This window comes from Rhizobium sp. 18055 (assembly GCF_902706285.1).
Classification (GTDB): Bacteria; Pseudomonadota; Alphaproteobacteria; order Rhizobiales; family Rhizobiaceae; genus Rhizobium.
This window is the reverse complement of sequence record NZ_CACSKD010000001.1, coordinates 649,964-663,539: the sequence shown is the minus strand read 5'-3', so window position 1 is coordinate 663,539 and position 13,576 is coordinate 649,964. Positions and strand designations below refer to the sequence as shown.

Genomic DNA, 13,576 nt, shown 5'->3' with positions numbered 1-13,576 from the left:
TGGCTGTCCCTCAGAATGACGATGTTGAAACGGGGTCCGAACGGGTCGGCCCCAAACATCAAGCGAGGAACAGCCATGGAGTATTTTGCCGGAATTGATGTTTCTTTGGAAGCAAGCAGCGTGTGTTTGGTGGATTCGGCAGGCAAGATCATCCGCGAGACGAAGGTTGCGAGCGAGCCGGATGCGCTCATCGAACACCTAACATCGCTGGGGTTTGCTTTGAAGCGGATCGGCCTGGAAGCGGGCCCATTGTCTCAATGGTTGTATGAAGGTCTGACGAAAGCTGGTTTTGATGTTGTTCTGCTGGAAACCCGTCACGTGAAGGCCGCGCTGTCGGCGATGATTATCAAGACGGACAGGAAGGATGCGCGTGGCATCGCACAGCTATTGCGGATGGGATGGTATCGCTCAGTGCATTCGAAGTCTCCCGGCTCGCAGGATGTCCGGGCGCTTCTGACCGGTCGCAAACTACTGCAAGCTAAATTGCGTGACGTGGAGTTGAGCATTCGGGGCATTTTGCGCGGCTACGGTTTGAAGGTTGGCGAAGTCAGCCGCGGTCGATTTGAAGAACGGATATTGGAGCTCGTTGACGGACATCCTGTGTTGGAGACCGTCATCGGTGCTATGTTGCATGCCCGTCATGCACTTTGGAACGAGTTCACCAAGATGCATCGTGAGATGCTGAAGATCGTTCGCCAGGATCGGGTCTGCCAGAGACTGATGACCACGCCGGGGGTTGGCGCACTCGTTGCGATTACCTATCGCTCGGCGGTCGACGACCCTGGTCGGTTTGCAAAATCCCAAACCGTCGGAGCGTACTTCGGATTAACGCCGAAGAAGTATCAATCCGGCGAAACGGATCTGGACGGCGGCATCAGCCGGGTCGGTGACACAATGGTGCGCACGGCCCTTTACGAGGCGGCCCACATCATGCTGACCCGCGCCACCAGGTTCTCGGCGCTGAAGCGGTGGGCAGTCGATGTGGCAAAGCGGCGTGGCATGAAACGGGCAAAAGTTGCGCTGGCCCGCAAGCTTGCGACGATCCTTCATCGCATGTGGATGGACGAAAGCGAATTCCGTTGGGGCAAGGAAACCTCTGCGGCATAGATAGCGGCATCGAGACGAAGCCATTGTAAGGTTTCGTCTCCATCAAGGTCCCGTCACCGGGACGAGAGCCTGGCAAGGTCGTAAGTAGTGCTGTGATGCCTCGGCAATCACGCCGCCTAGATTGACCTGCCGGTTCTGATCTTATGGCATGGTGTGGCGGCCTTGGTGTTGACCACGGACAGAAGCATGATCCTGGTGACGAGATTTTGGTAATGAGGGACTTGACGAACAAAGGCCCATTACAGAAGCACTACTTTGGCAGAATAGAATTTTCGGTTTGAAAGTGGCGTTGACAGTGCGGACATTTGGATCTGTGCTGCCTGCAAAGCAAGTGCGTTGATGACGGCTCTGCGCACGGCTGGCAAGGTCGGTTTCTTTTTTCCCGCTTTGCAGTCTGCAATCTCTGGTGCTGGAGGAAGGCGTAGGCGATCATCGTCATCAGGGCGTGCCGATGAAGTCCTTGCCATGATCGGCCTTGGGTCCTTCGGAAGTCATGGTCGTCAGCCGTGGTGATCGCGGGCTGCTGACCGCCAGTTAGAAGCTCGAGAATGCGGGCGCCAACCTATCAATGGCGCCCGTTCAAAATTGAGCTTGTCGAAACCAAAAGTGAATCAGTGCGCTACGAGCTTTAAAAATTCAGGGTCGGGGGTTCGGTTCCATTCAAGAGCTTGATTGCCCACGCCTCAAGCGCGGAACTCTCTTCGCGCCTGAGGAAGGAGTGCAGGTTGGCTTTCTACGCAGCTTCCCATACTTGGTTCAGGATCTTAGCCGCCAGCGCCGCCTTATCCTGTGGCAGGAAGCGACCATAGTGCTGCTGCACGACATCCGGTGTATCCTGAATGGCATAGCTCGCCTGCTCATATGACCCTGTTTGCTTCAGGATATGGGTCGCGAGAATATCCCGCAGATTATGTGGTCCATGTGGCAGCAGACCTTTAATGGCGCCACGACCAGTATAGGGATTGTAGATGCCGTATCGCTGGATCACAGTTCGCCAGGCCTCGTAGAATTTCGTCGAGTCATAGGCCGCGTCGAGGCTCGTCGTTTTTACCGTCTTGACGAAGAAGGTGCCGGGATCCTTTGCGCTCCCGAGCAGCACGCCACGATGCTTGTCGATATAGCCCTCCAGGTATTTGTAGAGATCAAGCAGGTCCGGCAGGATCAAGCGGAAAGGCTTTTGCCCAAAAAACGATGAGCTGGCGTTCTTGAACGCGACCGACGGGATCAGCACTTCCCAGCCGCCATCACGATCACTCCAGCGCAGTTCGCCACATTTCATATCTTCGAGGCGACGTTCTGATGTCGGGAAGTGCCCGCGCGGGCAGATGCGCAACTGTCGAAGGTTCTTCTGGCGAAGGCCGAGATGCAGGCCGAGACGGAGCAGCAAAAAGGATCGAACGGCCTCCGCCGCCGGTCTCGGGTAGCGATCTTCATCTGGCATGCGCTTCAGGATCTCGTCAGTAATCTTGCGATATTCCGCCAACGGGCTGTCGGCCTCGAGAACGCACATGATCGGCTCGAACGGATCACGGTGGACACGCATCACCCTCTGGATTTCTTTCGACCGGTTAGCAGCATGCCGGTGGAACGCATCGCAGGCCCCATGCCAGTCGCGCGTGGCGAACTCGATCTCCTCCGGAGCAATCAGACCTTCAATCGGCCTGACATTCTTGAGCAGTTCCGGGTGTTGACGGATCCAGCCCACCTCTGCCCGGGTGAGGGCCTGCGCTACCATCAACATATCTTCTTCCCACTTTGTGTAGAAGCCACGCCGCTGCTCGCGCCATTGCAGATACCAATCCCAGACACCGGGGAAGACCAGCAGGCCAAAACTCAGCTGACTGAGCGGGACGCCCCGACCTTTGATGATGCCGGCTGGGGCGGCGGCCAGCGCTCCAAACATCAATCCGAGATGTTCGATCTTTTGAGATGCGGTCTCTTCGCCCCAGACCCCGTTGCGCTGAAGGCCGATCGCCGTTAGCGTCGAGGTCTTAAACCGGATCAGATCGGCCATCTCCATGGCAAGACGTGGCGGGGCATCGACAACACCTGACAGCAGATCCGGATCGTCGAGTTCCTCGGGCATGTTCTGGTTCGCATTGGCTGCAGATGCCAGCGTACGCGGTGAAAGCGAACCGCCGCCATATGTGATACCTGGAAAGCGGACCGCATAACGCTGCTTGCTGGCCGCTGCCTGATACCGGCGATACTCGGTCGAGCCGGAGATGATCACCCGACGCACCCAGTCAAGGATCTCCTCTCGCTTGCTAAAGGGCAGGCTGTTGAAATCATCTGGCAGATGAAGGGAAATCCGCCGTCGCTCGGCCGGGCTGATGTCACCGAGATCATGACCGTATAGCGAGCGTGCCTGATGCGGCAGCTTCGCCTTGAAGTATCCTTCCGACAGCCGGTAGCGCGTTTCGATGCGTCGCAGGATGTCGAAACTGGCAACGGACCGCGGCACACGCTCGCCCTGGATCCAGGACAGCAGTGTCTTGCTGTCGAAGGTTTCGGTCAAGCGAACCACAGCACGATAGAGCTGCCAGTAGCTGTCGCCAAATCGGCGCATATGATAGATGAGCGCATCTTGAAAGCCTGCAGGATCGTCGGTCGCCTCGAACAACGGATCCGGGAATGGGCTGATCGGCTTTGGCGCCGGCCCGCGTTGTGCAGTCCCGTTCTGGGTGAATACTCCGTCGGCCTCAGCGCGTTGCGGTTTTCTGGTCGAGGAAGTCGTCGCTGTCTTCTTTACCGCTTCCGCCTTAGGTGTCCGGGCAGACTGCTTTGACGGCGGAACGTCTTCTGCGACGGGCGGGGCCTTCAGCCAGCGGATGATCGCATCAAGCGCCGGCCGCAACTGCTTCCTGAGTACAGCGGTCATGTCGTCTCCGATCCCGCAGGCCTCCCCGATCGCGATCCAGTCGAGATGGCCGTTTAGGATCGGCGGCTTCTTGCGGTAAATGATAAGGCTAATCAGGTAGGGGCGGACATTCTCCAGCACCGGCTTTGAAGATATCGGTGCAATACGCACCTCGCAGAATTCCGAAATTTTCCGCTGAAAATGATGTGATGAAAGATCGTGTTTGGGCATGCTCATTCCGTTTCTCTCTGGCACCAGTGCCGAGGGCGAGCGGAAATAGGGGGGTGCCATTAACAAAGAATGTAAAAAGGGTACGTCTTGCCGTCTGTGGCGTGGCCATCACAAAACAGTGTGAATGATATATAAACAGATCAATATTAAAATAATGACCCGTATTTAGGTCTTTTACGTTGACCGATTTTGAAATGTTTGAGATAGCTTGCCCAACTCTACGGAAAGCGGTTGGGTAGGTGGGATGGCACGCTCTGAGTCAGAATCCTTGCTGGAAATCGGGCAGTTGCTGAAGGTTACACGCAAAGGCCGGCAATTGACCCAGGAGCAGGTTGCCGACATGGCGGGTATATCGCGTCCCCGCTATCGTGAGATCGAGGCAGGAAGCAGTTCCGCGCGCACGACGACGCTGATCAATATCGGCCGAGCTCTTGGGCTTGAATTGATGCTCATACCGCAAGCCATGGTGCCTGCCGTCGGTGTGCTGCTGCGGCCGCATGACGATGTCGACGATCTTCCGGCATTCATGGCGCATCCAGATGGGGATGAGAATGTCTGAAGCTTCATCTGATCCGAGATCCATCTCGTCGCTCGACGTGCTGCTGAACGATGTGAGGGTCGGTACGATCATCCGGACGCCCGGCGACTTCAACGCCTTCAGCTTCGAGGATGGCTATCGCGACACGGGCGGCTTTCCGGTGCTGAGCCTGTCTTTTCGGGCAGCCACTGGCGGCTTGCGTAAAGATCCAAAGCCTGTCGCCAGAGCTTTGCCGGCGTTTTTCGCCAATCTTCTCCCCGAAGACAAGCTACGTGAGGCGATGGAAAAACACCATGCGGGAAGCGTTCGAGCCGGAAACGATTTCGACCTGCTTGTCGCACTCGGCTCGGATCTACCGGGAGCCGTCCGCGTCTTACCGAGTGATGGAACGGTTGCTCGCCTCGACGATTTGCCTGTTCCGAAACCGAAGGCTAGATTTTCGCTTGCCGGCGTTCAGATGAAGCTTTCCGTCATCAAGAATACCGGGAAGGGCGGCGGACTGACGCTGCCGCTGGGCGACGACCAGGGATCCTATATCGCCAAGTTTCCATCGACTTCGTTTCCTGGCGTTTCGGAAAACGAATATGCCAATCTCGCATTGGCCGAAGCGATCGGCATGGACGTGCCAGAGCGCGAGCTCGTCGAGCAATCGGAGTTTGAGGGAATCCCAAAAGAGTTCGAGACGCTGTCGGACGGCAAAGTCCTGCTCGTCAAACGTTTTGATCGGGGCGCAAACGGGAAGCGGATCCACATCGAGGATTTCGCCCAGGTCTTTGGTGTCTATCCGTCACGGAAATATGAAGGGGCGGCCTATCATGATATTGCGGCAGCTCTAAATGTTGCCGTCTCGTCCGCCACCGCGCTCGAATTCGTGCGCCGGCTGGCTCTTGCTGCCATCACCGGGAACGGTGACATGCACTTGAAAAACTGGTCAGTGATTTATTGGGATAAGGGCGACAAGCCCAAGCTTTCGCCGGTCTATGACGTACTCTCGACTATCCCCTATATCCCGGCGGACGCGATGGCGTTATCGCTTGCAGGCGAGCGCTCCTTCAAAGCGCTGAATGTGCAGCGATGGAAAGCATTCGCCAATCGTGCGCGCTTGCCGGAGGCCGCAGTTCTCCAAGCTGCAGCCGAAACCGCGGAGCGGGTGAACCAAGCCTGGTGGTCACTGCCAGAGCGTGAGGTCGTTTCGCCAAGGGTGCTTGAGCGGATCGATGCGCATGTCAAAATGATGACGCCAATCATCGGCATGCGCACCGACTAGCGCTGTGGTGCAGCGGGCCGACGGTTCATTTCTGTTCGAGGCGTGGTATTTGAATTGCCGCGAGCCATCATCAGGTAGCCTCGGCTTCGAGGATCCGTCCCTTTTTGTATACTCGTGACACAGGCGCGGATTCGTAGATGATGGTGTTGGCTACCGCTGGCGCCAAGCCGCTATCGGATTTGTTCAAGCCATTGCTAATTCTTGTTTGCGGTTGGCCCATCCGCAGACCTTTTGCTCGATCACTGCGAAGGCTGCGTAAAGCATGATGCCGAGGATAGCGAGGGCGAACAGCCCTGCGAAGGCAAGCGGAACGTCGAAGCTCGATGTCGCCATCATCATCACAGTTCCGATGCCGCGATTGGATGCGACTGTTTCTGACAGCACTGTGCCAACGAACGCGAGCGTGATTGCTACCTTCAGCGACGCGAAGAAGTAGGGCATCGCCCGGGGCAGGCTAACGTTCCAGAGAACCTGAAGGCGGCTTGCGCCCAGCGCCTTCAGCACGTCTTCCATCTCAGGCTCCGTGGTGGCCAATCCGGTCGCCACGTTGACGACGATCGGGAATATGCAGGTCGTCAATGCGGTCAGGATGGCTGGCACAGTCCCCGACCCGAACCAGAGAACGAAGATCGGCACCACTGCGACCTTGGGGATGGACGAAAACCCGACCAGCAGTGGGTAGGCGATATTATAAGCCGTGCGCGAAATGCCGACGAAGACACCGAGTGCAAGGCCGATGATCGTGCCCAGCAGAAAGCCGACCATGGTCGTCGCCAGCGTCTGCAGGATATGCGGCCAAAGTGCCGGCAGGTTCATGAACAACGTCGAGAAAATCGCGCTCGGTCGTGGCAATACTATGGGGCTGACATGGAATACGATGCAGGCTACCTCCCAAAAGAGGAACATCAGCACGATGAACGCACCGGCCTTCAGATTGTCCTGGACCCGTCTGGAAAGCGTCATACCGTCGTCTCCTTGCCTTGGCGCGCCGCAAAAATCATCCGCCGCAAATCATTGGTCAGGTCGGTGAAGCCGGTCTCGAATGTTGTTTCGAGCGTCCGGGGGCGGGCAAAATCCACATGCCTGTCATCGGTTACGCGTCCGGGGCGGGCGCTCATCACAAGAATGCGATTCGCCAAGAAGGCCGCTTCGCGCAGGTCGTGGGTGACGAAGAACACGGTTGGCTTGGTTTCCATCCACAGGTCCTGCAGGACGGACCACAGCTCTTCGCGGGTGAATTGATCGAGCGCTCCGAAGGGTTCGTCCAGCATCAGCAGTTTCGGGGAATGGATGAGGGCGCGGCAGAGATTTGCGCGCTGCAGCATGCCGCCGGAAAGCTCCCAAGGGCGCCTATCGCCGAAGCCCGTAAGGCCGACCTTGGCGAGCAGCGCCTCAGCCTTGTCTCTGAACACCGTATGCTTGTCGCGATTGAACGTGTCGGCATAAGGTTTGACGATCTTCAGCGGCAGCATTATATTTTGGCGTATGGTCAGCCAGGGAAGCATGGTGGGATTCTGGAAGGCCATTCCGATGCCAACCTTTTCGGCGCCGACTTCCCGACCGGCAACGAATACGACGCCCTCCGTCGGTCGGGCCAGGCCGGCAACCAGTTTCAGGATCGTCGATTTGCCGCAGCCGGATGGGCCAACCATCGCGACAAAGTCACCGTTGCGGACGACGAGATTGGTTTTGTCCAAGGCGAGAAATGTATCCTCGCCCTTGCCGAAGCGAACCTGGACATTTTCGAGCTGGACGATTCGTGCGCCCTGTTCCTGCGGGGCCTCTGCTGCAATCATGCGACTTTCCCCTTATTGATGCTGCGCTCGAAAGCCGCGACTGCGGCCTTGGCGATCTCGAGATCCTGCTCTCCGGTACCTGAGCCGACGCCGATCCCGCCGATGATGTGACCATCGGCTATCAACGGCAGACCGCCCAGCAGATTGGTCATCCGGCCGGATGTCGCTTCCGCGAGCAGCAACGCCTTGTCAGGGGCGATGCCGCCTGTTGGCTGGCCGGTCGTTGCTGCGGTCATCGCCTTGCGCGTCGCGCTTTCGATCGACAGGACGCGTGAGCCGTCCATCCGAACGAAAGCCAGCAGATTGCAGCCTTCGTCGACGATGGCGATGCATTGCGGAACACCCATTGCGGCAGCTGCATCGATGGCTGCGGTTAGCACCATCAGGGCGCCCTCATGGGCGAGTTTCAGAGCGGGGCGCGTCATCGTCATGGCAGGGTGCTTTCCTTCAGATCCGTAACGAGCATGGCGCCGGGCGCATGGCTGACACAAAAGGGCAAATCGGCAGTCTTCAAGGAGGCAGCTGCGGTTAGTCGGCAGAGCCAGAACACGGCTGTCTCCGGCATCGTCTCAGACATGACGAACATAGCCTCCGTCCACCCGGTAGACGCTTCCCGTGACATAGGATGCGGGGCCGCTGCAGAGAAAGGCGACCACGGCGGCAATTTCCTGCGGTTCGGCATAGCGGGCCATCGGGATCTGCGCGAAGGATCTTTGGCGAACCGCCTCGACGCTGATTTTTTCCCGCTCCGCAGTTGCTTCGTCGGTCATGGTCACCCGTTCCGTGCCGACGCGGCCGGGCATCAGGATGTTGACGGTCACGCCGTCCTTGGCGACTTCGGGTGCCAGCGATTTCGACCATGCTATCAACCCGGCGCGCAAGGTGTTGGATATTCCAAGAACGGGGATTGGCTGCACGGCTCCGGTACTGACCACTGTCACGACCCGGCCCCAGCCGCTGGCGCGCATGAAGGGAAGGAAGAGATCCGTTAGTCGGACGACCGACAGGGTCATGGATCGGAAACTCTCCTCCCAGTCGTTCACATCCCGCCCGATGGCGCTTCCATAGGGCGGGCCGCCGGTGTTGTTGATCAGAATGTCGATATCTCCGACCGCTGCCGCAAAGGCGGGCAGGGAGGCGGTGTCCGACAGATCGACTGGAAACGTGCCAGCTGCTCCGATTTCCTGCGCGGCCGACGCAAGTACTTCCCTGTCGCGCGCGGCGATCATGACCGCCGCCCCTTCGGCGGCCAGTGCTTTAGAAATAGCAAGTCCCATGCCACGATTGCCGCCCAGTACCAGCGCCCGTTTACCGTTAATCTTCAGATCCATGCCTTGATCTCCCGTGTTTTCCAGGCGGACGAGGTTGCCTGGGTGAGGAAACGGCCGCGTCCCGGCTTGGCCTTCAATTGATTGTTCTCGACGATAACCTCACCGCGGCTGATGACGGTTTCCGGCCAGCCCTGCACTTCAAGACCTTCGAAGGGGGTGTAATCGACATTGTGATGCAGCATGCCGTTGGTGATGGTGATGCGTTTTTCAGGATCCCATATGGAAAGGTCCGCATCCGCTCCGATGGCGATCGTGCCCTTGCGCGGGTGGAGGCCATACAGTTTCGCATTGTTCGTGGAGGTCAGCGCGACGAAGCGCGACAGGTCGATGCGGCCCTTGACGACGCCTTCGCTGAACAGAATCGGCAGGCGGGTCTCAAGACCGGGAATTCCGTTGGCGACCGCACGAAATGAGGGGTTCGGCCCGGCCTTGAGCTTGCCCTCGTCATCGAAGCGATAGGGGGCATGGTCGGAATTGAAAATATCGATCGTGCCATCCTCGATGCCGCGCCAGAGCGCTGCCTGCGCCAGGCTGTCGCGGGGCGGCGGGCTGCACATTGCTTTCGCGCCTAGCATGTCGGGCATATCGAGGTCGGCTTCGGTGAGCATGAGATATTGTGGGCAGGTCTCGGCGATGACCACATATCCCCTTGCCCTAGCGCGGCGGATTTCTTCCAGAGGATCGCCGCCCGAGACATGGACGATGACCAGTGGCACACCAGCGATCTCCGCCAGCGTCAGGGCGCGGTGCGTCGCCTCGCGCTCGATGGGAAGTGGTCGTGAATGGGCATGGCCGATCGGCGCTGTCCGCCCCTCCAGCTCAAGCCGCTCCGCCAGCCAGCCGATGATTTCGTGGTTTTCCGCATGAATAAGCATAACTGCCTTCTCGCGGCGTGCCGTTTCGAAGACGTCGAGGATCTGTCGGTCGCTGAGCACCATGGCATCGTAGGTCATGTAGACCTTGATGCTGGTATGGCCGCGACGGATTAGAGCCGGTAGTTCCTGCCCGAGGACAGAAGGTGTCGGATCGCTGACGATCAGGTGGAAGGCATAGTCGGTCACCGACTGACCCTTGGCACGGCTATGGTAATCTGCCACGGCAGCCGTCAGTGATGTTCCGCGATGCTGGACGCAGAACGGCACAATGGTCGTCGTCCCGCCGAAGGCGGCGCTAATGCTCCCGGAGCGAAAACCATCCGCCATGGTGGCACCCTTGGATGCGAGGCCTGGAGCCTGCGGCTGGTCGAGATGACAATGGGCATCGATGCCGCCGGGCAGAACCAGCCTCCCGGTGGCATCGATAATGGTGTCTCCATTCGAAATATGATCCGCGATGGCGGCGATGCGGCCCGCCTTGATGCCGAGATCGGCTTTTGTCACGTCGGAAGCGGTTACGATCGTGCCACCGCGTATCACGAGGTCGAATGTCATGCAGGCAGCTTCCGCAGTTCGGCCGATGGCAGAAACGATGGGTCGAACAGGTCTTCGGCTTTCGGCACGGACGGCAGTCCAAAACCTGCGGCAACCGCTTCCATCGACTTCGAGAGACGTGCGGAATCGACACTGCCCAGGCCATTTTTTTGAGTCTCAGGCGTCGTGAACTGGTTCTTTATCAGCCAGCGCAGCTTTTCTTCCTCCAGATCGGCGTTGATCAAGGGCTGGAAAGCCTTCAGTGCTGCGATCGTAGCCTTGGGATCTGCCATGGAAGCTTGGTAGGCCCGAGCGCTGACCGCCACGAAAGCCTTTGCTGCCTCTGGGTTGGTCGTCCGGAACTTCTTCGACAGCACGATAGCATTGCCATAGAGATCGAGACCGGCATCGGCATAGTACATGAACTTGATGTCCGCCGATGCGATCCCTGCCTTCACAAGACCGAAATACATGGTGGAATCGAAACCGAGAATGGCGTCCGCGCTACCGCCAGCAAGCACTGCTTCACGTAGCTGCAGGCCGACCATGTTCCATTTTACCGCCGCTGCATCGATCGATGTGGTCTTGGCATAGGTCGAAAACAGGCGATACGCTCCGTCGGGAGCCGCAGCGCCGATTGTCTTGCCGGCCAAATCGGACGGCTTGTTGATGCCGGATTTCGCGAGTGAGGCGACGCAGAGCGGGCTCTTGAAGTATGCCATGTAGACTGCGCGGATTTCGGCGGTCGGATTTTTGGAGTTGAACTCGGCCACGTTGTTAATGTCGACGGTGCCGCCGTCGTAAACGCCGGAACCCGTACGGGTGGCAGCTTCCCCCGATCCTCCGCCCGCATCGAACTGGCATTCCAAGCCAGCCTCCTTGTACCAACCCATCTGGTCCGCCATCAGATACATGGCGTTCGAGCCATCGAATGGTGCGGAGAATGAGAATTTTACCGGCGTCGCCGCCAGACTGCGACCGGCCTTCATGACAAATGGTGCCGCCAATGCCACCTGCAGGAAAGCGCGTCTTGAGGATGTAATTTTATGCATGTCATTCCCCTTGTTGTGAACTGATGTTGGCATTGCAAGGGGTGTGCCAATCCGTGATGTTGAGTAAAAACAACGAGGCGCTATAAATTGCGCGCAATCCGGCGCACGAAACTTCAACAGCGAGAATAAGAATGAAGCAAGCCAAGAAACTTATCGGTGTGATGAACGACCGGAATCGTCCGAAGATTGAAGATGCGGGTGATGCGTACGACCACCTTTTTTCGGCGATTGTCGATCAGCGCCTGATGCCTGGCACTAAGCTTACAGAAATGGCTCTGGTTGAAGCGTTCGGTGTAGGGCGACGGGCGATAGGCGTCGCCCTACAGCGGCTCACCTGGGAAAAACTCGTGGTGTTCTTCCCGAAACGCGGCGCGTTTGTTGCTGCCCCAGATGCTGAGGAAGCGCGTGAAGTGTTTGCCGCACGGGTAGCGATCGAAGCTGGCACTACGGAGGCGGTAGCGCGCGCTGCCGATCCCAATGCCATCGCAAAACTTAGGGAAAACATAGAACAGGAAAATATCTTACGGAGTCAGGGATTGCTACGCGAGGCTATTCACCTGTCCGGCGGGTTCCACGTTTTGATGGCGGAATTATCGGGCAATCGCATCCTCGCGGAACAGGTCAGGCTGCTGGTGGCCCGTACGAGCCTCATCGTCAATCTCTTTGACAACCAGATCGGTCTGGCCGGTTGGCATGACCATCATGATGACCTCATCCACCACTGCGCCTGCGGTGACGTTGAGAAGGCGGTCTCGCTAATGCGCGACCATATTATTGAGATCCAAGATGCATTGATCTTTAGCCGACGTCGCCCGGTAGCGTTTGATATGTTGGGAGTATTCGGAACGACGTGAAGCCATTCTGGTCGGCTGATCGTGGTCGCGAGGCAACAGATGTCAATTTTGGACATTGCGGTTGAGTGGGGCTAGAGAACCTCAAAAATTGTCAACGGTTTCAAGCGCCTGATCATCAGGTTCTTTGAAATTGCGTGGTCGACGGTTCACATCCCATCAAGAGCAACTGACCGTGGAGACCGTTTGTGGTCCAATCCCGCTGCCGTCGACATTCAGGATCCTGCTCGAACGGCATCGATAAAGACCCGGAGAGCCGGTGCCATCTGGCGCTGCTGCGGATAGCATATAAACAATCCGGGAAAAGCGGCGGACCAAGGTTCGAGAAAGCTGATAAGCCTTCCTTCTGCAATATGTTTGGACACGGTGTCTTCAATCGCGAAGCCAATCCCAATCCCCTCAAGGGTCGCGATTAACGCAGTCTCCTTGTCACTAAAAACAACGGGTCCGTCGACGGAGACACTGAACCAAGTGTCGTTCTCGAAGAACTCCCAGGCATAGGGCGTCGTGCGGCCAGGCCAGCGCCACCTTATGCAGCGATGATTGACGAGGTCCCGCGGGTGTTCGGGGCATCCGTACCGGGCCAGATATTCGGGCGTTGCCACCGCCACTTGGCGAAGCTCCGGCCAAAGTCGGACAGCCACCATATCGCGCTCGATGACTTCGCCAATGCGCAGCGCGACATCGTAACCGCCGGCCACAATGTCGATGACCTCATCGTCCAGCGTGATATCAAGCAAGACGTCGGGGTATCGTTCCGTGAAGCTTGCCAGAATGGGATCGACGTATTTTCGTGCTGCCGATCTGAACGCATGAACCCTGACTGTTCCGGCCGGACGTTCGCCGGATCGGCGAACCTGGGTGATGGCATTGCCGAGTTCGAGTGCTGCCGGCCTGACCCGCTGAAACAGGTTGTCGCCGACCTCCGTGAGAGACACATTTCGTGTCGTACGGTGAAAAAGCCGCATTCCGACATCTTCTTCCAGACTGCGGACCATCTGGCTTAGCGCCGAAGGCGAGACGCCGAGGCGTTCTGCAGCGCGGCTGAAGCTCAGGCACTCGGCGACCGCTATGAAGGCGCGGAGTTGGTTATAGTCCTGGCTGGCTAGCAATGAATCCATTGACTTGACCTAT

Annotated in this window: 13 protein-coding genes; 4 read left to right on the top strand and 9 right to left on the bottom strand. The window is 58.0% G+C overall.

From position 1 onward, the window contains the following. Positions 1-75 precede the first annotated feature (75 nt). Complete coding sequence (locus GVL52_RS03030; protein ID WP_160003879.1) at positions 76-1,107, top strand: IS110 family transposase; 1,032 nt, start codon at positions 76-78, stop codon at positions 1,105-1,107. A gap of 733 nt (positions 1,108-1,840) precedes the next feature. On the opposite strand, the gene GVL52_RS03025 is transcribed toward GVL52_RS03030, so the two are convergent. Beyond that, the gene (locus GVL52_RS03025) at positions 1,841-4,198 is read right to left on the bottom strand and encodes a hypothetical protein (protein WP_200847760.1); all 2,358 of its coding nucleotides are present in this window, start codon (positions 4,196-4,198) and stop codon (positions 1,841-1,843) included. 244 nt (positions 4,199-4,442) lie between these two features. Here GVL52_RS03025 and GVL52_RS03020 point away from each other — a divergent pair, with 244 nt between their 5' ends. Together GVL52_RS03020 and GVL52_RS03015 are read left to right on the top strand one after the other, a co-directional pair. Beyond that, complete coding sequence (locus tag GVL52_RS03020) at positions 4,443-4,757, top strand: helix-turn-helix domain-containing protein (RefSeq protein WP_160003877.1); 315 nt, start codon at positions 4,443-4,445, stop codon at positions 4,755-4,757. After that, the gene (locus tag GVL52_RS03015; RefSeq protein ID WP_160003876.1) at positions 4,750-6,003 is read left to right on the top strand and encodes a type II toxin-antitoxin system HipA family toxin; all 1,254 of its coding nucleotides are present in this window, start codon (positions 4,750-4,752) and stop codon (positions 6,001-6,003) included. The genes GVL52_RS03020 and GVL52_RS03015 overlap by 8 nt, the downstream gene beginning before the upstream one ends. A gap of 183 nt (positions 6,004-6,186) precedes the next feature. Here GVL52_RS03015 and GVL52_RS03010 read toward each other — a convergent pair whose 3' ends face one another. From GVL52_RS03010 to GVL52_RS02980, 7 genes are read right to left on the bottom strand one after another with little or no spacing between them, the layout of a single operon-like run. Beyond that, positions 6,187-6,966, bottom strand: coding sequence for an ABC transporter permease (locus GVL52_RS03010; RefSeq protein WP_160003875.1), 780 nt, complete (start codon positions 6,964-6,966; stop codon positions 6,187-6,189). Then, positions 6,963-7,799: an ABC transporter ATP-binding protein gene (locus tag GVL52_RS03005; RefSeq protein ID WP_160003874.1), complete on the bottom strand. Its 837-nt coding sequence runs from the start codon at positions 7,797-7,799 to the stop codon at positions 6,963-6,965. Before GVL52_RS03005 ends, GVL52_RS03010 begins: the two co-directional genes overlap by 4 nt. Continuing rightward, positions 7,796-8,230, bottom strand: coding sequence for a heme-binding protein (locus GVL52_RS03000; protein WP_160003873.1), 435 nt, complete (start codon positions 8,228-8,230; stop codon positions 7,796-7,798). Before GVL52_RS03000 ends, GVL52_RS03005 begins: the two co-directional genes overlap by 4 nt. Continuing rightward, the gene (locus GVL52_RS31305) at positions 8,227-8,364 is read right to left on the bottom strand and encodes a DUF1445 domain-containing protein (RefSeq protein ID WP_368735326.1); all 138 of its coding nucleotides are present in this window, start codon (positions 8,362-8,364) and stop codon (positions 8,227-8,229) included. Before GVL52_RS31305 ends, GVL52_RS03000 begins: the two co-directional genes overlap by 4 nt. A 4-nt stretch (positions 8,365-8,368) precedes the next feature. Continuing rightward, positions 8,369-9,130: an SDR family oxidoreductase gene (locus GVL52_RS02990; RefSeq protein WP_160003871.1), complete on the bottom strand. Its 762-nt coding sequence runs from the start codon at positions 9,128-9,130 to the stop codon at positions 8,369-8,371. Then, positions 9,121-10,560: a dihydropyrimidinase gene (gene hydA / locus GVL52_RS02985; RefSeq protein ID WP_160003870.1), complete on the bottom strand. Its 1,440-nt coding sequence runs from the start codon at positions 10,558-10,560 to the stop codon at positions 9,121-9,123. The genes GVL52_RS02990 and hydA overlap by 10 nt, the downstream gene beginning before the upstream one ends. Beyond that, complete coding sequence (locus GVL52_RS02980) at positions 10,557-11,708, bottom strand: ABC transporter substrate-binding protein (protein WP_160003869.1); 1,152 nt, start codon at positions 11,706-11,708, stop codon at positions 10,557-10,559. Before GVL52_RS02980 ends, hydA begins: the two co-directional genes overlap by 4 nt. A 14-nt stretch (positions 11,709-11,722) precedes the next feature. Between GVL52_RS02980 and GVL52_RS02975 the strand changes: the two genes are divergently transcribed. Further along, complete coding sequence (locus GVL52_RS02975) at positions 11,723-12,445, top strand: GntR family transcriptional regulator (RefSeq protein WP_160003868.1); 723 nt, start codon at positions 11,723-11,725, stop codon at positions 12,443-12,445. Between the two features lie 212 nt (positions 12,446-12,657). Here GVL52_RS02975 and GVL52_RS02970 read toward each other — a convergent pair whose 3' ends face one another. Further along, complete coding sequence (locus tag GVL52_RS02970; RefSeq protein ID WP_160003867.1) at positions 12,658-13,563, bottom strand: LysR family transcriptional regulator; 906 nt, start codon at positions 13,561-13,563, stop codon at positions 12,658-12,660. Positions 13,564-13,576 lie beyond the last annotated feature (13 nt).

What these genes read in the sequence shown, in the direction of transcription:
- GVL52_RS03025 (WP_200847760.1), bottom strand. Translation starts at nt 4,198, where the DNA reads ATGCCCAAACACGATCTTTCATCACATCATTTTCAGCGGAAAATTTCG.
- GVL52_RS02990 (WP_160003871.1), bottom strand. Translation starts at nt 9,130, where the DNA reads ATGGATCTGAAGATTAACGGTAAACGGGCGCTGGTACTGGGCGGCAAT.
- GVL52_RS31305 (WP_368735326.1), bottom strand. Translation starts at nt 8,364, where the DNA reads ATGCCGGAGACAGCCGTGTTCTGGCTCTGCCGACTAACCGCAGCTGCC.
- GVL52_RS03015 (WP_160003876.1), top strand. Translation starts at nt 4,750, where the DNA reads ATGTCTGAAGCTTCATCTGATCCGAGATCCATCTCGTCGCTCGACGTG.
- GVL52_RS03020 (WP_160003877.1), top strand. Translation starts at nt 4,443, where the DNA reads ATGGCACGCTCTGAGTCAGAATCCTTGCTGGAAATCGGGCAGTTGCTG.
- GVL52_RS03010 (WP_160003875.1), bottom strand. Translation starts at nt 6,966, where the DNA reads ATGACGCTTTCCAGACGGGTCCAGGACAATCTGAAGGCCGGTGCGTTC.
- GVL52_RS02975 (WP_160003868.1), top strand. Translation starts at nt 11,723, where the DNA reads ATGAAGCAAGCCAAGAAACTTATCGGTGTGATGAACGACCGGAATCGT.
- GVL52_RS03000 (WP_160003873.1), bottom strand. Translation starts at nt 8,230, where the DNA reads ATGACGATGACGCGCCCCGCTCTGAAACTCGCCCATGAGGGCGCCCTG.
- GVL52_RS02970 (WP_160003867.1), bottom strand. Translation starts at nt 13,563, where the DNA reads ATGGATTCATTGCTAGCCAGCCAGGACTATAACCAACTCCGCGCCTTC.
- hydA (WP_160003870.1), bottom strand. Translation starts at nt 10,560, where the DNA reads ATGACATTCGACCTCGTGATACGCGGTGGCACGATCGTAACCGCTTCC.
- GVL52_RS03005 (WP_160003874.1), bottom strand. Translation starts at nt 7,799, where the DNA reads ATGATTGCAGCAGAGGCCCCGCAGGAACAGGGCGCACGAATCGTCCAG.
- GVL52_RS03030 (WP_160003879.1), top strand. Translation starts at nt 76, where the DNA reads ATGGAGTATTTTGCCGGAATTGATGTTTCTTTGGAAGCAAGCAGCGTG.